At 30.8% G+C, this 18,703-nt stretch carries 19 protein-coding genes; 9 read left to right on the top strand and 10 right to left on the bottom strand.

Annotated features, from left to right (window positions below; all coding sequences use genetic code 11):
• Positions 1-10 precede the first annotated feature (10 nt).
• From MK115_RS02000 to def, 3 genes are read right to left on the bottom strand one after another with little or no spacing between them, the layout of a single operon-like run.
• Positions 11-289 (bottom strand): hypothetical protein, encoded by a 279-nt coding sequence (locus MK115_RS02000; RefSeq protein WP_025955030.1) that lies wholly within the window; start codon positions 287-289, stop codon positions 11-13.
• A 46-nt stretch (positions 290-335) separates the two neighbouring features.
• On the bottom strand, positions 336-677 hold the full coding sequence (locus MK115_RS02005; RefSeq protein WP_287608718.1) for a histidine triad nucleotide-binding protein: 342 nt from the start codon (positions 675-677) through the stop codon (positions 336-338).
• A gap of 4 nt (positions 678-681) precedes the next feature.
• Entirely contained in the window at positions 682-1,287 is a 606-nt protein-coding gene (gene def / locus MK115_RS02010; protein ID WP_271475742.1) for a peptide deformylase, read from the bottom strand.
• A gap of 76 nt (positions 1,288-1,363) precedes the next feature.
• Here def and MK115_RS02015 point away from each other — a divergent pair, with 76 nt between their 5' ends.
• Positions 1,364-3,289 (top strand): alpha/beta hydrolase family protein, encoded by a 1,926-nt coding sequence (locus tag MK115_RS02015; RefSeq protein ID WP_287608722.1) that lies wholly within the window; start codon positions 1,364-1,366, stop codon positions 3,287-3,289.
• Here the strand turns inward: MK115_RS02015 and MK115_RS02020 are convergent.
• From MK115_RS02020 to sufB, 4 genes are read right to left on the bottom strand one after another with little or no spacing between them, the layout of a single operon-like run.
• Positions 3,286-4,539, bottom strand: a complete 1,254-nt coding sequence (locus MK115_RS02020; protein ID WP_287608724.1) for an aminotransferase class V-fold PLP-dependent enzyme — start codon at positions 4,537-4,539, stop codon at positions 3,286-3,288. The two genes, MK115_RS02015 and MK115_RS02020, sit on opposite strands and share 4 nt — an antisense overlap.
• Positions 4,539-5,756, bottom strand: coding sequence for a SufD family Fe-S cluster assembly protein (locus MK115_RS02025; RefSeq protein WP_287608726.1), 1,218 nt, complete (start codon positions 5,754-5,756; stop codon positions 4,539-4,541). Before MK115_RS02025 ends, MK115_RS02020 begins: the two co-directional genes overlap by 1 nt.
• A 4-nt stretch (positions 5,757-5,760) precedes the next feature.
• A complete protein-coding gene (gene sufC, locus MK115_RS02030) occupies positions 5,761-6,546 on the bottom strand; it encodes a Fe-S cluster assembly ATPase SufC (RefSeq protein ID WP_287608729.1) in 786 nt (261 codons plus the stop codon).
• 21 nt (positions 6,547-6,567) lie between these two features.
• On the bottom strand, positions 6,568-8,010 hold the full coding sequence (gene sufB, locus MK115_RS02035) for a Fe-S cluster assembly protein SufB (RefSeq protein ID WP_079298087.1): 1,443 nt from the start codon (positions 8,008-8,010) through the stop codon (positions 6,568-6,570).
• A 95-nt stretch (positions 8,011-8,105) separates the two neighbouring features.
• On the opposite strand from sufB, the gene MK115_RS02040 reads away from it, so the two are divergent.
• The 5 genes from MK115_RS02040 (at position 8,106) to MK115_RS02060 (ending at position 13,009) form a co-directional block, all read left to right on the top strand.
• A complete protein-coding gene (locus MK115_RS02040; protein WP_287608731.1) occupies positions 8,106-8,459 on the top strand; it encodes an NDH complex assembly factor CRR9 in 354 nt (117 codons plus the stop codon).
• A 273-nt stretch (positions 8,460-8,732) separates the two neighbouring features.
• Entirely contained in the window at positions 8,733-9,833 is a 1,101-nt protein-coding gene (locus MK115_RS02045; RefSeq protein WP_287608733.1) for a DUF4912 domain-containing protein, read from the top strand.
• 12 nt (positions 9,834-9,845) lie between these two features.
• Complete coding sequence (locus tag MK115_RS02050; RefSeq protein WP_011375642.1) at positions 9,846-10,016, top strand: DUF8677 family protein; 171 nt, start codon at positions 9,846-9,848, stop codon at positions 10,014-10,016.
• Positions 10,017-10,048: 32 nt separating this feature from the next.
• Entirely contained in the window at positions 10,049-11,686 is a 1,638-nt protein-coding gene (locus MK115_RS02055; RefSeq protein ID WP_287608739.1) for an alpha-D-glucose phosphate-specific phosphoglucomutase, read from the top strand.
• Positions 11,687-11,719: 33 nt separating this feature from the next.
• A complete protein-coding gene (locus MK115_RS02060) occupies positions 11,720-13,009 on the top strand; it encodes an AAA family ATPase (RefSeq protein WP_287608741.1) in 1,290 nt (429 codons plus the stop codon).
• Here the strand turns inward: MK115_RS02060 and MK115_RS02065 are convergent.
• The gene (locus tag MK115_RS02065) at positions 13,006-13,662 is read right to left on the bottom strand and encodes a 4'-phosphopantetheinyl transferase family protein (RefSeq protein ID WP_287608743.1); all 657 of its coding nucleotides are present in this window, start codon (positions 13,660-13,662) and stop codon (positions 13,006-13,008) included. The two genes, MK115_RS02060 and MK115_RS02065, sit on opposite strands and share 4 nt — an antisense overlap.
• Between MK115_RS02065 and bcp the strand changes: the two genes are divergently transcribed.
• A complete protein-coding gene (gene bcp, locus MK115_RS02070) occupies positions 13,662-14,129 on the top strand; it encodes a thioredoxin-dependent thiol peroxidase (protein WP_032516873.1) in 468 nt (155 codons plus the stop codon). The genes MK115_RS02065 and bcp overlap by 1 nt on opposite strands.
• Here bcp and MK115_RS02075 read toward each other — a convergent pair.
• Both MK115_RS02075 and MK115_RS02080 read right to left on the bottom strand, forming a co-directional pair.
• Positions 14,126-14,815, bottom strand: a complete 690-nt coding sequence (locus tag MK115_RS02075) for a type III pantothenate kinase (RefSeq protein ID WP_287608745.1) — start codon at positions 14,813-14,815, stop codon at positions 14,126-14,128. The two genes, bcp and MK115_RS02075, sit on opposite strands and share 4 nt — an antisense overlap.
• Positions 14,816-14,830: 15 nt before the next feature.
• Positions 14,831-15,553 (bottom strand): phosphoadenylyl-sulfate reductase, encoded by a 723-nt coding sequence (locus MK115_RS02080; protein ID WP_287608747.1) that lies wholly within the window; start codon positions 15,551-15,553, stop codon positions 14,831-14,833.
• 95 nt (positions 15,554-15,648) lie between these two features.
• On the opposite strand from MK115_RS02080, the gene MK115_RS02085 reads away from it, so the two are divergent.
• Both MK115_RS02085 and MK115_RS02090 read left to right on the top strand, forming a co-directional pair.
• On the top strand, positions 15,649-16,842 hold the full coding sequence (locus tag MK115_RS02085) for an NAD(P)/FAD-dependent oxidoreductase (RefSeq protein ID WP_287608748.1): 1,194 nt from the start codon (positions 15,649-15,651) through the stop codon (positions 16,840-16,842).
• A gap of 49 nt (positions 16,843-16,891) precedes the next feature.
• A complete protein-coding gene (locus MK115_RS02090; protein ID WP_287608750.1) occupies positions 16,892-18,700 on the top strand; it encodes an SLC13 family permease in 1,809 nt (602 codons plus the stop codon).
• The last annotated feature ends 3 nt before the right edge of the window (positions 18,701-18,703 follow it).

The raw sequence follows: 18,703 nt of genomic DNA on the forward strand, positions 1-18,703 counted from the left end.
TTTTAGCAGTCTATTGACCAAAGCCAATAAATGAAAGTGCCCAGTCAGGTAAATTCAAGTAATTCAAGATTGTTGCATCAAATTCATGAACTTTTGGAAAAGATTTATCTAATGCCCACCATAGTAGAAAAGGTAAATTAAATAAAATTTGTAATTGCCATTTATAAGTTAAAACGTTCCAAATTTTTATTAACTTAGTTTTGAGTGAATCATCTAGCTCTTCCCAATTTTTTGAAATTAAATTGAATAAATTTTTAGATTCTGTATTTAAGGACTCTGGAGTATTCATTTTGTTTTTATTTATTTATAACCCATTAATATTTCTTTCGAGAGTTTTAACCTGGGGGCCAATTCATTTTTCTTCCAGATAAAAAATGAATATGTAAATGAAAAACTGTTTGTCCCGATTCTGCTCCAGTATTAATTACTGTTCTCCAATTAGTTAAATTTTTTGATTTAGCTATTTTGCTACCAACAAAAAGTAAATGCCCTAATAAATTTGCATCTTCTTCAATACAATCTAATAAACTAATAATTGGCTTTTTTGGAATCACTAAAAAATGTACTGGTGCTTGCGCTTGGATATCATTAAACGCAATACAAAACTCATCTTCATAAAGCTTATCGCAGGGTATTTCTTCATTAATTATTTTTTGAAATATTGTAGTTTCAGTCATTAGATTAATTAATAGAAATTACGTCTTTTTCGTTAAACCCTTCCTTTATAAGTTCTTTGTTCAAATCATCTTTTGATGTAACTCTATCAACAAATAATATTCCGTTTAAGTGATCCATTTCGTGTTGAATACACCTCGCCAGAAGTCCATCTGCTTTCATTTTACGTGGTCTTCCCATTTCATCTCTAAATTTTAATTTTATAGTTGATGGTCTTACTACATTCAAATAGACGCCAGGTATACTCAAGCAGCCTTCTTCGTATGAATTAAGGGTTGTTCCAAAGTCTGTAATTTCTGGATTGATTAATATTAAAGGTTCTGCTGCTGAATCTTCAAAATTTACATCTATGACAAGAAGCTCTTTGTTGATACCAATTTGAGGTGCGGCAAGTCCAATTCCTTTAGCTGCATACATGCTTTGAAGCATTTCTCTAGCAAGTTTTCTAATCGATTCGTCAACCTTAGTTATTCTTTTGGAATTTTGTCTTAATACATCATCACCAAGTTTATAAATGTCTAGAGATGGCTTACCTGTTTGTTCTTTTGCAATTTTTTCTGAGCTTCCATTTGTTCTTGACTTTTTTGCAAGTTGTGAAAAATGGTTTGCCACGTTAAAAAAGTTTTTAATTAAGAGTTTAGCTATAAAAATACTAGCACTTTAATTTACTTTCTTTATATTTTTTTAAATGAGTAATGATGATAAGTTAAAAGTTAGGCAAACTGAATCTAAAAAAAATGCTTTCAAGGAATTAACTATTATTAGGGATACCATTTTTTGGATTGATGTTGTTGGTGAAGGTCAAAATGAAAATGCCATTTTTGCAAGACCATTTAATGTCAAAGAAGCTATTCCCCAGCAATTAACAAGTAAAAAATATAATATTAAAAATAATTTTCATGGATATGGTGGTAAATCTTATAAATGTATAAATTTTAAAAATAATTTTTATTTGATATGGATAGATCAGATTACCAAGGCAGTATGGTTTCAAATTTTTAAAGAGGCAGCGTCAACTTATAGAAGCCAAAATAAATATCTCGTTTCAGTTCAAGAACCTAATCAACTATCTAAATCAATTGATGGAAATTTTGATTCTTCATTTGTCATTTCTGAAAAAAATTTATTGTATGGAATTTGCGAAATAAATAATAGAGATTATTTATTTTCTTTAAATTTAAAAAAAACTAAACAAGATATTCATCGAATAAAAAAATTTAAAAATTTTGCTGGAGAATTATCTTCTAATACATCTGCTAACTTACTTTCTTGGATAGAGTGGGATTCTCCATATATGCCCTGGGAGAAAAATGAGCTGTTTTTTGCTCAAATAGATCAAGATGGTGAGATACAAAAAATAAAAAAATTCTCAAATAAGCTGATAAATTCCCAAAAAAACGTTTCTTTTTTTCAACCCTATTGGATAAGTGAAACACTTTTAGTATGTTCTGAAGATAGTTCTGGATGGTGGAACTTATTGTTTTTAGATGTTAGTGAAATTGAGAATATTTTTATTAAGAAAAGAGTAGAGAGAAATTTGATTGAATATGGAGCACCACAATGGGTCACTGGAATAACATTTTTTTCAGGGAATAAAAAAAATTTATTTTGTGTAGCAAAAAAAGAAAATAGTTTAATAGTGGAACAATATAAAGATCTTGAATTTGTTAAAGAATTTTCTACTCCTTTTACCTCAATAAGTGATTTCAGTGTTTTTCGGAAAAAAGTTCTTTTAAAAGGTTATGGATCTGATTTTTTGGGAATTGTATTTGAAATTGATTTTGCAAAAAAAGTTTTATCAAATTTTTCTGAGCAGATATTTTTTGATCATATAAAAGATTGTTCAAAACCTGAAACATTTTGGTTTAAAGGTTTTGAAGATAAATCAACTCATTGTTTTCTTTATAGACCGCTTGTTGAAAATTTTAGAAAGCCACCGCTCCTTGTTAGAGCACATAGCGGACCAACTTCATGTTTTGATGGATCATATAATTCTGAAGTTCAATATTGGACGTCGAAGGGATTTTTTGTTGCTGAAGTCAATTATGGAGGATCATCAGGATTTGGCAAAGCATATAGAGAGAGGTTGAATTATAAATGGGGTATTGTTGATTCTTATGATTGCAAAGCACTAGCTCTTGAATTGATTAAATCAAATCAAGTTGATAGTGAAAAAGTAGTAATTTTTGGGAATAGTGCTGGTGGGTTAACTGCCCTGAATTGTTTATTATATGGGTCTATTTTTACAGCAGCAATTTGTAAATATCCTGTTATTGATTTGAAGGATATGCATTACAACACTCATAGGTTTGAAAAAGATTATTTAAATTCTTTGGTAGGAAATTATGCAAAAAATCATGATGATTATATAAATAGATCACCGATAAATCATATTAACAAAATAAAAAAACCTATCTTATTGTTTCATGGAAAAAAAGATACAGTTATTTCTTATAAACAAACTTTAAAAATTCAAGAAATTTTGATTCAGAATAATAAATATTCAGAAGTTATTTTTTTTGATAATGAAGGGCATGGTTTTAGAAATATTGAAAATAAAGAAGTAGTAATGCAAAAATCTCAGGAATTTTTAAAAAATGCTTTGAATATTTAAGAATTGATTTTTAGAAAATCAATAGTATCTTTTAATTTTTCTATAAACATATCAATTTCTTCCTTATTGGTTGTGAAATTCATGCTGATTCTAGCTGTTGATTTAATTCCAATGTATCTGTGAAGAGGTTGACAGCAATGGTGACCACTTCTGATGCAAATTCCTTTTGAATCAAGAATTTCAGCAATATCATTTGAATGTATATTTTTTATATAAAAGGTGGCAAGTGAGGCTCTGTCTGGATCTATCTCCGGCGATGGACCTATGATTTCAATATTTTCTATTTGATTTAATTTTTCAAATAAATATTTAGTAATAGTCTTTTCATATTCATGAATTTCATTCAATCCAATATTGTTAATATAATTAATTGCTTCTGCAAGACCTATTGCTTCTGCAATGGCTGGAGTTCCAGCTTCAAATTTGTGTGGTAGCTCTGCCCAAGTACTTGTCTCTTCAAAAACATCTTGAATCATTTCGCCACCTCCAAAGAGAGGAGGAATTTTTTCTAGGATTTCTTTTCTTGACCAGAGGAAACCAATACCTGTAGGACCGCATAGTTTATGTCCTGATCCAGCTAAAAAATCTATATTAAGATCAATCACATCCAGTTTTTGATGAGCCAAACTTTGGCATGCATCTATTAACACTAAAGAACCTTTTTGTTTAGCTAATTTAGTTATTTCTTTGATTGGATTACAGCAACCTAGAGTATTACTAACATGTACTAGGCTAACAAGTTTAGTTCTAGATGTTAGTTTTGATTTAAAGTCGTCTATATCTAATTTCCCATCTTTATCTATACCTATAAATTTTAATTTGCATTTATTTTTTGCTGCAACCATTTGCCATGGAACAATATTGCTATGATGCTCCATTATTGATAAGAGAATTTCATCGTTTTCTTTTAATGAAGATTCGCCCCATGATCTAGCTGCTAGATTGATTGCCTCAGTAGCATTTCTTGTGAAAATAATTTCTTTTGCTGAATTCGCTTTTATATATTTGCTAATTAAATATCGTGCATTTTCAAATTCTTCTGTTGCTTTAGCACTTAATTGATGTGCCCCTCTATGTACATTGGCATTAAAGTTTTTGTAATATTCATCAATTTTTTTTAAGACTTGTATTGGTTTTTGTGTGGTTGCAGCATGGTCTAAATAAATAATTTGCTCATTACTTTTTAAGTTCTTATTTAAAAGAGGAAAGTCTTTCTTCGTTATTTCAGGAAAATTTTGAATCGTTTCCATTAATTCTCATTTAAAAGTTTATCAAGCAAATCCCATCTATCTTTTGAAATGGGAATAAATGAAATTATTTCTTGAAAGTAAGAACTTAATTGTAGTTTACTTGCTTCTGTTAATGTGATCCCTCTTGTTCGCATATAAAAAAGTTCTTCTTCATTTAGTTGCGAAATTGTAGCTCCATGTTTGCATTTGACATCATCAGCAATTATTTCTAATTGAGGTTTGGTATCTATTTGTGCGAGATTTGATAAAAGTAAATTTCTGCTTAATTGGGAAGCATCAGTTCTCTGGGCAATTTTCGGAACTATTATTGAACCTTCAAATATTGCATGTGATTTATCATCAGCAAGTGATTTATTAATTTGATCTAGAAATCCATTTGGGCCATTAAATTCTATTTTTGTATAGGTTGAAATTTGCTCATCTTTTTTTGTTATTTGCATACCTTTGATATTTGTTTTAGCGTTTCCCGCAGATTGTTTAATACTAATTTCAAATCTCGCGTAATTGAATTTGAAATGTAAAGATCCTAAGTTGTATGCACTATTTTTTTGTTGAATTACATTGAGAGAATTTAATAGATTGGATCTGTTTTCACCGTAAGAAACAACACCATGATTTACGGAACTATTTTCTTTCAAGCAAAAGAAAGTTGATTGAGATAATGAAGAGTTTTCTTTACCAAGATTTACTTGTAATAATTCAACATCACAATTCTTTTCTAAAAATATTACGAGGGTTTTTGCGTTTAAAGAATTACTTGATGCGTGACTAAAAATTTCAATAGGAGGAATTTTTGATCCATTTATTTTTAATCCCAAAATATTATTTTTACAACTTAAAGACAGATTTAGTAGGTCACTCCAATTTTCGTTTTGCTTAAAAAAAGATATCTGTTCCTTGATATATTTTTGTAATTCATCCTCACTTAATTGCTGTATTGAATAATTTTTCTCTATTAATTTAATTTGGCAATTCTCACCAATTATTAATCTAATAGTACTTTGAGAATTTTTCGGATATGGTATATCAAATTTTGAATCTTTTTCATTAACTGAGTAATCTAAAAAGTTTGACAATTTTGATTTATTTGAAAGTCTCCATAGTTCACTTTTAGGATTAGGGAGAGGGCTTGATTGTAATTTATGAAGACAGATTTTTTGTATTTCTGTTAGGTTATCATCCGATTTATTAGTTTTTATTTTTTCAATAATTTCCATTTGTTTAGGTCTCTTTTATAAAGTTATCAGTCCATTCATACCCTTTTTCCTCAAGCTCTAGAGCAAGATCACTCTCACCAGTTTTTATGATTTGTCCGTCTGACATAACATGGACATAATTTGGTTTAATTTCATCTAATAATCTTTGATAGTGGGTAATAAGTATAATTCCAGTTTGTGCATTAGATATTTTTTTAATTCCTGATGCCACTATTCTTAGAGCATCGATATCTAGACCAGAATCGGTCTCATCTAATATTGCTATCTTGGGCTCAAGTAAAGCCATTTGCAGAATCTCATTTCTTTTTTTTTCACCTCCGGAAAAGCCTTGATTTACACTCCTTGATAGGAATGCGTGATCCATTTTCACAATTTCTAACTTTTCTTTAACTAATTCTTCAAAATCAAAAGTATCCAATTCTTCTTTGTTGAGGAATTTCCTTCTAGCATTAGTTGAAACTCTAAGAAACTCAAGATTACTTACACCTGGAATCTCAATTGGATATTGAAAACCAAGAAAAATTCCTGATTGAGATCTCTCTTCAGGTTCTAGAGAGTTGATGTTTTCACCTAAAAATTTTATGTCGCCATTTGTAATATTATACGAGGGATGTCCTGCAATGATTTTCGAAAGAGTACTTTTGCCACATCCATTTCTTCCCATAATGGCATGGATTTCTCCAGGATAGACAGTAAGTGAAACCCCTTTTAAAATTGGAAGATTATCAGTAGATGCAGAGAGATTTTCAACTTCTAAAATTGGATCTGATTCTTTCATTTTACTTTGCATTTCAGTTTAGAAATTGATTAATTAACCTACTGATCCCTCTAGTTTAAGTGCCAGTAACTTATCTGCTTCAGCAGCAAATTCCATAGGTAATTGATTAAATACATCTCTGCAAAAACCGCTGACCATCATAGATACTGCCTCCTCAAATTCTATACCTCTGCTTTGGAGATAAAAAAGTTGGTCTTCTGAGATTCTACATGTGCTTGCTTCATGCTCAATTTCAGAATTGGGTTGTTGAGATTTGATGTAAGGGAATGTATTTGCAGAAGCTTGATCCCCTATTAACATTGAATCACATTGACTGTAATTTCTTGATCCTGTAGCTTTTGTTCCCATTTTGACAAGACCTCTATAGCTATTTTTTGAGTTACCTGCACTAATACCTTTGCTAACAATAGTTGATTTGGTCTTAGGACCAATATGGATCATTTTTGTGCCGGTATCTGCTTGCTGAAGATTATTGGTGAGAGCCACTGAATAAAATTCTCCTACAGATTCTTCCCCTAAAAGAAGACAGCTAGGATATTTCCATGTAATTGCAGACCCTGTTTCAACTTGAGACCAGCTAATTTTACTTCTCTTACCTAAACATTTTCCTCTCTTGGTGACAAAATTAAAAATTCCGCCAATACCTTCTTCATCACCAGCATACCAATTTTGCACTGTTGAATATTTTATTGAGGCGTCGTCTAATGCTATAAGCTCTACAACTGCTGCATGTAGGGTATTTGTATCAAACATTGGAGCTGTACAACCTTCTAGATAACTTACAGAACTTGATTCTTCAGCAATGATTAGTGTTCTTTCGAATTGTCCTGAATCTCCACTATTAATTCTGAAGTAGGAAGATAGATCCATAGGGCAGGTAACACCTTTTGGGATATAAACAAAAGAACCATCACTAAAAACTGCAGAATTTAGTGCTGCAAAATAATTATCACTAGCTGGAACTACTGTACCTAAATATTTTTCAATCAAATCCGCGTGATTTTTTACTGCTTCACTAATTGAGCAAAATATAACTCCATGTTCAGCAAGTTCTTCTCTAAAAGTTGTGGCTATAGAAACACTATCAAAGACAGCATCTACTGCTACATTTGTGAGTTTTTTTTGCTCCGTGAGGGGTATTCCTAATTTGTCAAAAGTCTCAAGAAGTTTGGGATCAACTTCATCTAAGCTAGAAATTTTCTCTTTTTGCTTAGGAGCAGAGTAATAAATAATATCTTGATAATCAATTTTTTTATATCCTAATGCTGCCCAATCAGGCTCTTTCATTTTTTGCCATTTTTTAAAGGCTTTTAATCTAAAATCAAGAAGAAATTTTGGCTCTTCTTTTTTCTGTGAAATTAATTTTATGATATCTTCATTTAATCCCTTTTCTATTTTTTCAGTTTCAATATCAGTAACGAAACCATATTTGTAAGGCTCTTTTACTACATCTTTAACTAAATTTTCGTTGACCATGTTATCAAAAATAACTTATTACAATTAGCTTTATATACTCTAACGAAAGATACCCCCAATATTGAGTTTTTTTCCTTTATTAAAACTAAAAATTAATGTCTAATCATCTTGATCCCTTGTCTAACCCATTAAACATAGAAACTATTCAAGAAATTGATAATCTTGATCTACCTATAATGCAGAAACATCATTTAAGAATACTCGCTCATTGCCTTCAGATTTTAAAAATTATCAATGTAGATAATAGTTTGGAATATCAAAATAAAAATCCCCTGAGAGAATGGTGTGATAACCAATCCAAAAAATTTGATGATAAAAAATTTAGTGATCTTTTTTATGAGCAGTTAGAATCCACTTCGAAAAAATTAAGTACTTTTTCAAAAAAAATAGGTAAAAGTATTGAGGATTTAGAGATAGATGATTTAGTACTTCTAGTTGAACAACGCTGAATTCTCTTTTATTTAACTGATCCCGAAGAAAAAATATATTTTTGTTGAGTCGTTAACAAATTCAGGTAATAAAATTTAAAAAAAAAGAAAATTAATTTACATTTCAAAAAGATCTGAAAATTAATTAATTTCTTTGATACCAACTGTTTTGAAGAGAAATATCAATTTTGAGAATTTTTTAGTAGTCAGAGGATCCTGACGACAGGCCAAAAAGACACACAATTCCTAAAAAAAAAGAACATACTGATCCCAAACAAAAACGGAGAATTTAAAGTGGCTGATGGGATCATGAATAAAGATCAATTACTCTCACTAACCCTCAGACAATTACGTCAAGAAGCAAGTAAATTATCGGTTCCGCTTTACAGTCGCAAAACAAAAGCTGTTTTAGTTGATTTAATACTTAAATATCAAGAAAAATCTACAAAAAAAACATATACCACTCCACCTGAATTAAAACCTGAATTAACTACTGAGTCCAATGCTTTCAACAGTAGTGAAGAAGTTAAAACAAATGTAGTTTTCTTACCCCGAGATCCAGATTGGGCTTATGTTTTTTGGCAAATTTCTGATGCAGATAGAGAAAAAGCACAATCTTTGGGAGCCAATAAATTATGTTTACGATTATTTGATGCATCTGGTTCTGAAGGAAGCAACTTGAATCAAGGAACACTAAGGGAGATAGCAGTTGATAGTTACAGTACTGAGTGGTACTTGCCAATCCCACTTGCAGATAGAGATTATAAAGTTGAATTAGGTTACAAATATGGTTTTAACTGGATGTCATTGGCATTTTCTTCGATAAGCCATGTTCCTGGGTCTCATCCTTCTGAGCAAATTCTTGATAAATTTGTACCTTTTAATTTAGATTCTACTTCTGAGTCAATCCCAGATATTTCTAATCCTGTTGTTTCAGAACAAAATGGTATGCATGAAAGGTTATACCAAGCAGCAACTAACATTCCTCTCAGAAGAAAAGTTGGTTCTGAAGAATTTATGGAAAATGTAAATTCAACAAACCTCAATGATAATCTTACAGACTCAGGTGCTGGTAAATGGTCATCAGGTTTAAATGATTCTGGAAGCGGAATTGTTAAAAATAGATCTTTTTGGCTCGTTGCTGATGCTGAATTAATTGTTTATGGAGCTACAGAGCCTTCTGCAAAACTGACAATAGGTGGAGAAGATGTACCTCTTGCTGCAGATGGTACTTTTAGAATTCAAGTTCCATTTAGAGACGGGACTCAAAAATATGATATTAAAGCTGTTGATGTATCTGGTGAGCAAGAAAAAAGTATATCAATGAAATTTGATAGAACTACACCACTTGACGATACTAATGAAAAAGATAATGCTGAGACTGAATGGTTTTAATAAATTAAATTAATGCTGAAAAAAATTGTAGCTTTTACTCCATTGTTTGGGGCATTAACGTTTCCACTAATAGTTCCAATTACAATTTCTAAATTTGGTGTTAACTATGGAATTCTTAGTGCATTATTAATTTCTTCATTATGGTTTATCGCTATGTTAAGAACTTCCGAAATGCCTCATTAATTTAGTTAGATTTTTGGAAGTTTCTTAAAAATATGAATCAAGTTAGTGTAATTAATATCAATTCTCCTTTTCTAGATCAAAAACCAGGTACCTCTGGATTAAGAAAAAGTACTTTAAAGTTTCAGGAAGAACATTATCTAGAAGTTTTTATTGAAGCAATCTTACAATCATTAGAAGATTTAAAAGGTTCAACATTAGTAGTTGGTGGTGATGGCAGATATGGCAATATTGAAGCAATAGAAAAAATTGTCCAAATATGCATTGCTCATAAAGTTCAAAAGGTTATTGTTCCAAAATACGGTTTATTATCTACTCCTGCGACATCACATTTAATTAGAAAAGAAAACGCTATTGGTGGAATTATTCTTTCTGCAAGCCATAATCCTGGTGGGATTGATGGCGACTTTGGAGTGAAATTGAATATCTCTAATGGTGGCCCAGCTCCTGAGATAATTACTAATAAGATTTTCAAGGCTTCACAATTACTAACTAGTTATAAAATTTGTAAAATTCAATTACCTGATTTTAGTGAATATGGAACTTATCCTTACGACGAAACTACCTTAGAAATTATTGATGGATTAACAGATTATTCTAATTTGATGGAGAAAATTTTTGATTTTGATCAAATTAGTGATTTTTTAAAAAAAGACTTCTCGTTAATCTTTGATGCAATGAATGCGGTTACAGGCCCATATGCAAAAAATATTTTTGTTGAAAAAATGGGTCTTGCACATGATTGTGTCATGAATGGTAACCCGTTAAAAGATTTTGGAGGTTTACATCCTGATCCTAATCTTACTTATGCATCCCACTTGGCTGATTTGTTATTAAATAAAAAATCTTATAGTTTTGGTGCTGCATGCGATGGAGATGGAGATAGGAATATGATTTTAGGAAGTGGATGTTTTGTAAATCCTAGTGATAGCCTTGCAGTTATCACTGCTAACACAAAATGTGTCCCTGGTTATAAAGATGGTATTACAGGTGTGGCACGATCCATGCCAACCAGCTCAGCGGTTGATAATGTTGCTCGAGCATTAAATATACCTTGTTTCGAGACACCTACTGGCTGGAAGTTTTTTGGAAATCTTTTAGATTCTAATTTAATTACTTTATGTGGAGAAGAAAGTTTCGGAACAGGTAGTAATCATGTGAGAGAGAAAGATGGACTATGGGCAGTTTTGTATTGGTTACAAGTTTTAGCTGAGAAAAAATGTTCGGTAAGTGATTTGATGCAGAATCATTGGAAACAATTTGGTAGGAATTATTATTCAAGACATGATTATGAGGCAATTCCCTCAAATATTGCTAATCAAATCTTTGGTAATCTAACTTCTATGCTCGAAAATTTAAAAGGAAATAGTTTTGCTGGCCATTTAGTTAAAGTTGCAGATAACTTTTCATATTTAGATCCCGTTGATAATTCCATAAGTGAAAATCAAGGTTTAAGATTGGTCCTTGATGATAATTCTCGAGTAATTGTGCGCCTTTCTGGAACTGGAACTAAGGGTGCAACATTAAGACTTTACTTTGAGAAATTTTTCGATCCTCAACAGAATCTTTCGTTAAATCCTCAGATCGCTTTGAAACCTCTAATAGATGATTTAGATGCTTTATTGAACATTTCAAAACTTACTCAAATGGAAACTCCTACAGTAATTACATAGAATTGAAAGTAATGATTTTTTGATTTTATTTATATGCATTCAGAAAATTTATTTACTAATTATTCTCAAATAGAAAATAATGCACCTTTGGCAGATAAATTAAGACCAAAGAATTTGGAAGATTTTTTTGGTCAACAACCAATCCTGAATGAGAATTCGCTTTTAAGAAGTGCAATATTAAACGATAAGATTAGTAATTTTATTTTTTCTGGCCCTCCTGGTGTTGGAAAAACTACTCTAATTGAAATTATTTCTTTTAATACGCGGTCAAAATTAATTAAGTTAAATGCAGTATTATCAAGTGTTAAAGAATTAAGAAATGAAATCGCTAATGCAAAAGATAGATTAATAAATTCAAAAAGAAAAACAATTTTATTTATCGATGAGGTTCATAGATTTACAGCAGTTCAGCAAGATGCTTTATTACCTTCAATAGAAAATGGAACTATAACTTTTATTGGTGCTACAACTGAAAACCCTTTCTTTGCTGTTAATAAAGCGCTTGTTAGCAGGTCTCGTATTTTTACATTACTTCCTTTGGCAGAAAATGATTTGCAGAAAATAATACAAAAAGTCATTACTCACTATTCAAAACAAAAAGATTCAAAAAAGGTTTATTTAACTCAAGATGCTATAAGTCATTTAATTAAATTTTCTGGCGGAGATGCAAGGACATTAATCAATGCGCTAGAGATGGCCATAGAAACAACTGCTGAAAATGATGCTAAAGAAATCAACATTAATCTCTCAATAGCAGAGGATGCAATTCAAAAGAAAAATATTGTTTACGATAAAAATGGTCAAAATCATTACGATGTAATAAGTGCCTTTATCAAGTCCATAAGAGGTTCTGATCCAGATGCAACTTTATTCTGGCTTGCGAATATGCTGGAGGCTGGTGAAGATCCTAATTTTATTTTTAGAAGACTACTTATATCTGCCAGTGAAGATATTGGAATAGCTGATCCTAATGCCATAGTAGTTGTACAATCCTGTTGTGATGCTTTTGATAGAGTTGGTTTTCCAGAAGGATTATATTTTTTAACGCAGGCTTCTTTATATTTAGCTATGTCTCCAAAAAGTAATAGTACGAAAAGTATTTTTAAAGCAATTGAAACAATCAAATCTACCAATGCTTTTGATGTTCCACTTCATTTAAAAAATAATTCTAATAGTTATGTCAATCCTCATAATTATCCAGGTAATTGGGTCGCACAAGAATATCTTCCTAAATCTTTAAGAGGTTTAAAAATATGGGAACCAAATAATAATGGATGGGAAAAAACTCAATATGAAGAACTGCTTAGAAGAAAAGAAAACTAAAAATTTTTCGAACAACAAATAATCTCAGGATTAAAAGAAGTTTTTTCTTCGTAGGCTAAAGCGATAGTCCAATTATGGAAGTTAATCTGTGAATAATTTAAATGTATATTTTTCTTCTTATGAATTAACTCTTTTGGCTTTTCAAAAAATTGCCAATGGTTAATGTCTTTAGCTAATTTTCCATGATCCCATTTTATAGCCGCTTCAACAGCACACCATTGATTTAATATCATATTTTTTGTTAAATAATTATTATGGTTTGATTTATTGGTATGAAAAAAATATTTTTCTGCAAATTTTATATGGTTAAAATCTCTATCTGTTCTCTCAATATCAATCCCTATTTTGCTTTTATGCCAGACTATAGTAATGGCATCTTTACAATGACTTAAACTGATATTTCCCATGCCAGAGGGTAAACTTGGAGGTTCTCCAGGATGAGCATTAATTGGAATTTCTAGGGGGTCTAAATCAAAAAGTGTTGAAAGTGATTGTCGCAAATAAGCTCTTGTTTCTAAAAAAATCTTTGATCTTGAATTTGTTAGGTTTTTTGCAGTTTTAATTTCTTCTACAGTTGCGACATCTTGCACACCTTTAATCTCATAAAACCAAATTTTTGGTATTTTATATTCATACTCATTTAATAATTTCAATGGCTCTTAAGGTTGGCGACAAAGCACCAGAATTTAAATTAAAAGATTCTTTTGAGAAAGAAGTTTCTCTTAGTGATTTTAAAGGTAAAAGAATAATACTATATTTTTATCCAAAAGATAATACTCCAGGATGTACTAAAGAAGCATGTAATTTTAAAGAGAATTGGGATTTACTCCAAAAAAATAATATTGTTGTGCTTGGTATTAGTAAAGATAATGCATCCTCTCATCAGAAGTTTATAGAAAAATTTAATTTACCTTTTATTCTTTTAACTGATCCTGAACCTTTCAAAGTTTCTTCTGATTACGATAGCTATGGACTGAAAAAATTCATGGGAAAAGAATATATGGGAATGATGAGAAATACTTTTTTAATTGATACTGAAGGTAACATCGAAAAAATTTACTTAAAGGTAAAAGCAGCAATAATGGCTGATCATATAATTGCAGACCTTGGGTTAAGCTAATTTTTTATGGACAGGTGGTGAATAATCATCCCCTCCATAACTAAATTAGGAGCATTGATAATATTTTCTTTTTGAGTCTTTAGAGATTTTGTGAGTAATTGAGAGTCTCCTCCACAGATTATTAAAATATCCTTTTCGGGATTAAATAAACTATTAATCACGCCAGTAAGAGAGTTGATTACTCCTTTTAAGATTGCTTCTTCTGTATTAATTAAAAAATCTTTGATCGGAATATCATATTTTTTGGGAACTTTAAGATTTTTTGTATTTTGTTCCATTGATTTTAATTGTGTTAGAAAACCTGGAAGAAGTTGACCTCCAATAATAGATCCATTTGAATTCAATTTTGTTATTGATAATATTGTTCCAAAATCTGCAATTAGCAAATCTTTTTTGAAAGGGTTTTCAATAATTTTTAAAGCGGCAATACAGGCAAGAGCTCTATCAACTCCAAAATAATCAGGAAGATTTGATAATTGGATATCTTTAGTTTTTATTTCATTTTCTTTTTTCAGCAAAAAATTTGGTAGTTTTCCTACAGAAGCCCAAATTAATTGATCAAGATCTATATTTTCGGGAACTTTTTGCTCTTTTTTGGTATGGAAGAATTTAGATTGATTTTTAGAATATTTTGCCCAATGAAGCCTACTATTGCCTACTAATAAAAAATTTATATCTGAGACCATTGTTCTATGATCAATTTAATTATTAGTGTGTATTCCACATTCTTGTTTAATCCCCCCAAATCTTGTATCTCTGCCCTTTGTTTCAATACCATCGGGACTGCTTGAATGCCAATCTCCTACAGAAGAATAACCTTTGATAAAAAGTGGATGGGCAGGTAAATTATTCTCTTCCATATAATAAAAAATATCTTTATTTGTCCAATTTAATAAAGGTCTTAAAGAGAGTCTTTGACGAATTACGTCTATGAATTTCATTTTGTTTCTATTTTCTGTTTGACTTGATCTAACACCGCTTGCCCAGCAGAAAATATCATATTTTTTTAGACCATTTTCTAAAGGTTTTATCTTTCTCAATTCATGATACTTATCTAAATCACTCTCTTTTTTTGTTTCCCAAAGTTTTCCGTATTTGGCCTCCATTCTTGCTGGAGATAATTCACTTTGCAGAACTTCAACTTCTAAGGATAAATTATCAATAAGCTTTTCAGCGTAATGGTATGTTTCTGGAGGAAGGTAACCTGTATCTATCCAAAATATTTTGATTTTTTTTTGTAGACATAATTTACTGACCATATCTAAAAGGACTGATGACTGTATACCAAAACTTGTTGTAATAGCAAATTGATTATCAAACTTTTCATAACCCCATGTAAGCATTCCTTGAGGCTTCATATCTACTAGCTCTTGATTATATTTCCTCAAGTTAGTTTGAATATCTTTGTGGATTTTTTCAATCATTCTTCAGTTTGATTATGAGTTTAATTTTATTTCGCTCAATTTAAAAATTATTCGTATAGTTTAATAATACATTTACGCATAACAATATTTCTCTAATGAAATCAATACAAAAACCAATAGTAATAGTTGGAGCAGGTTTTGCAGGTATGACATTTGCTTTGAATTTAAAGAATCTTAATCCTTCTTTACCGATTCTTGTGGTTGATTCTGAAACTAACTTTATATTTAAACCTTTAATGTACGAAGTTTTAAGTAAAGAAATAAGAAGTTGGGAAGCCACCCCAAAATTTGCAAATATTTTTTCTGATGCGGGTATAACTTTTTTAAGAAATTGTTTAACCAAGATTTCCTTCAAAGAAAATATTCTTGAATTTAGTGACGATTTAAAATTAAGTTATCAGTATCTTGTTATCTGTACAGGATCTATTCCAAATAGTTTTTTAATAAAAGGTGTAGATGAAAATTGTTATTTTTTTAATGATGTTCACGATCTAAATAAATTAAATTCTTTTTTAAAAAAATCACAAGATACTGCGTTGCATAAAAAGTTATTCATAGTTGGAGGTGGTCCCTCTGGCATCGAGTTGGCATGCAAAATTAAAGATATATTTACAGACCAATTTGAAATTAATGTAATAGAAAAATCAAACGAAATCCTCAATAAAAACAAAATTTTTAATAGAGAACAAGCAGAGAAGGCATTAGAAAAAAGAAAAATCAACGTTCTTTTGAATTCCACAGTTAAAGAAGTCTCAGAAACTAAAATTAGTATTTCTAGTGAGGTTGGAATAACTTCTTTGGATAAAGATATTGTTATTTGGACTGCAGGTGTTAAACCTAATTTGTCTTACTTAGAAACTGATCAAATAACAAAAAAATTTGGACGAATTTTAGTTAATAATAATTTGCAAATAGAAAACCATAAAAACTGTTTTGCTATTGGCGATATTTCAGTTATTGAAGGAATGGAGGATTTACCCATAACTGCTCAGGTCGCTATGCAGGAAGGAAATCATCTGGCTAATAATTTAGAACTTTTAATTCAAGGAAAGGATCCTTTACCCTTTGAATTTAAAGACAATGGTGAAATGATTAGCTTAGGAATAGGCGAAGCTTCAATTTCTGGGCTTGGGGTTACTTTATCTGGGAAATTGGCTTTTGAGGCAAGAAGACTTATATATGCTTCCAAGTTGCCTGATATTACTGAAAGCTTAAAATCTGCATCTTCATGGATATTCCAAAAAAAATCTATTTTTAAAAAGTTTCTTAAAAAAGATAATTCCAATTAAACTTTTTTGAAATATTGTTTTTGGGTATATTGAGTTAAATAAGTTTCGTATGAATTTAATTGCAGTAGTTAGTAATAATTTTGATGCGTTTATAACGGTAGTTGTTTTAATAATGTCAATAATTTTGTTTATTAAAAATACTATTGCGCCAGAATTGACTGGTTTGTTATGTGTTGGAATATTTATAGCTACAGGGGTTCTTTCTCCTGAAAAAGCTTTAGCTGGATTTGGTAGCCCATCCTTAATTACCCTTATGGGTTTATTTGCAGTTTCTTCTGCATTATTTAAAAGTGGTGCTTTAGACAGAGTAAGAGAATTGATTTCTTCTGAAAGTATTAGAACTCCAAGGAAATTAATTTCTTTAATAGCTTTTTTGATTGCTCCAATATCTGGAATTGTACCTAATACTCCAGTAGTAGCATCTTTGTTACCTTTAATTGAAAGTTGGTGCGAGCGAAGAAATATATCACCATCAAAAGTTTTATTACCTCTTTCTTTTGCTACTTTACTCGGTGGAACTCTGACATTATTAGGTAGCTCAGTAAATCTTCTTGTAAGTGATATTAGTCAACAATTAGGTTATGGAGCTTTGGAATTATTTAGTTTGACTTCAATAGGAATTCCTGTGTGGCTTATAGGTACAACCTATATGATTCTAGTTTCTGACATGCTTTTGCCAGATAGAGGGAGAGATAAGGAGTTTATTAAAAATGGTGATATGAATATATATTTTACCGAAGTTACTATTCCCTCTACTTCAGAATTAGTTGGACAATCTGTCAGAAATAGTAGATTGCAAAGACGATTTGACGTTGATGTTCTGGAATTGCAACGAAATGGAAAAGTTATTCTTCCTCCTTTGGCTGATAGAAAGATTGAACCGGATGATAGATTAATAATCCGCGTTACAAGGGCAGACTTATTTAGGCTGCAGCAGGAACATACCATTCTGTTAGGAGAAAACAAAACATCTTTCGATGGAGCTAATGTTTTCTCAGATGATGAAGGTACTAAGACCTTTGAAGCCCTTTTACCAGCTGGCTCAACACTTGCTGGTGCAAGTTTGAGAGAATTAAGATTTAGGCAGCGTCATAATGCAACAGTTTTGGCACTAAGAAGAGGTCAACAAACTGTTCAGGAGAGATTAGGCCAAGCTGTTTTAAGGGCTGGAGATGTTTTATTATTGCAAGCACCGTTAGATTCAATAAGAGGTTTGCAAGCTAGTAATGATTTGCTTATTTTAGATCAATTCGAAGATGACTTACCTTTTTTGATAAAAAAACCTATATCGATTGCAATTGCAATAGGAATGGTGGTTTTGCCTTCGGTTTCTAATATTCCATTAGTAGGTTCAGTTCTTTTGGCAGTGATTGCAATGGTTGCTTGTGGATGTTTAAGACCTGCAGAGATACAAAAATCAATTAGGTTAGACGTCATTTTATTGTTGGGATCTTTATCATGCTTTAGTGTAGCTATGCAAGTAACAGGATTAGCAGATTTAATTGCAGTCAATCTAAACTTTGCCCTTAATGGAATGCCTCTGTATTTTGCACTAGTCGTAATTTTTGTATCGACAGTTATTCTTACACAATTTATAAGTAATGCTGCTTCGGTTGCTTTGATTTTGCCTGTTGCTATTGAATTCTCAAATGTTTTAGAAATTTCACCAAGCGCTTTAATAATGCTTGTTTTATTCGGTGCAAGTCAATCTTTCTTGACTCCAATGGGTTATCAAACAAATTTAATGGTTTATGGTCCTGGAAGATATAGATTTTTTGATATCGCAAAATACGGAGCTGGATTAACACTTATAATGTCATTTACAGTGCCAGCATTGATAATTTTAAATTACGGGTAATAT

This window comes from Prochlorococcus sp. ALOHA_ZT_50 (assembly GCF_022447305.1).
Classification (GTDB): Bacteria; Cyanobacteriota; Cyanobacteriia; order PCC-6307; family Cyanobiaceae; genus Prochlorococcus_A.

Coding starts and splice junctions, on each gene's coding strand:
- MK115_RS02020 (WP_287608724.1), bottom strand. CDS start 4,539: ATGGAAACGATTCAAAATTTTCCTGAAATAACGAAGAAAGACTTTCCT.
- sufC (WP_287608729.1), bottom strand. CDS start 6,546: ATGCAAAGTAAAATGAAAGAATCAGATCCAATTTTAGAAGTTGAAAAT.
- sufB (WP_079298087.1), bottom strand. CDS start 8,010: ATGGTCAACGAAAATTTAGTTAAAGATGTAGTAAAAGAGCCTTACAAA.
- MK115_RS02040 (WP_287608731.1), top strand. CDS start 8,106: ATGTCTAATCATCTTGATCCCTTGTCTAACCCATTAAACATAGAAACT.
- MK115_RS02075 (WP_287608745.1), bottom strand. CDS start 14,815: ATGGTCTCAGATATAAATTTTTTATTAGTAGGCAATAGTAGGCTTCAT.
- MK115_RS02050 (WP_011375642.1), top strand. CDS start 9,846: ATGCTGAAAAAAATTGTAGCTTTTACTCCATTGTTTGGGGCATTAACG.
- MK115_RS02085 (WP_287608748.1), top strand. CDS start 15,649: ATGAAATCAATACAAAAACCAATAGTAATAGTTGGAGCAGGTTTTGCA.
- MK115_RS02055 (WP_287608739.1), top strand. CDS start 10,049: ATGAATCAAGTTAGTGTAATTAATATCAATTCTCCTTTTCTAGATCAA.
- MK115_RS02090 (WP_287608750.1), top strand. CDS start 16,892: ATGAATTTAATTGCAGTAGTTAGTAATAATTTTGATGCGTTTATAACG.
- MK115_RS02015 (WP_287608722.1), top strand. CDS start 1,364: ATGAGTAATGATGATAAGTTAAAAGTTAGGCAAACTGAATCTAAAAAA.
- bcp (WP_032516873.1), top strand. CDS start 13,662: ATGGCTCTTAAGGTTGGCGACAAAGCACCAGAATTTAAATTAAAAGAT.
- MK115_RS02005 (WP_287608718.1), bottom strand. CDS start 677: ATGACTGAAACTACAATATTTCAAAAAATAATTAATGAAGAAATACCC.
- MK115_RS02080 (WP_287608747.1), bottom strand. CDS start 15,553: ATGATTGAAAAAATCCACAAAGATATTCAAACTAACTTGAGGAAATAT.
- MK115_RS02000 (WP_025955030.1), bottom strand. CDS start 289: ATGAATACTCCAGAGTCCTTAAATACAGAATCTAAAAATTTATTCAAT.
- MK115_RS02060 (WP_287608741.1), top strand. CDS start 11,720: ATGCATTCAGAAAATTTATTTACTAATTATTCTCAAATAGAAAATAAT.
- MK115_RS02025 (WP_287608726.1), bottom strand. CDS start 5,756: ATGGAAATTATTGAAAAAATAAAAACTAATAAATCGGATGATAACCTA.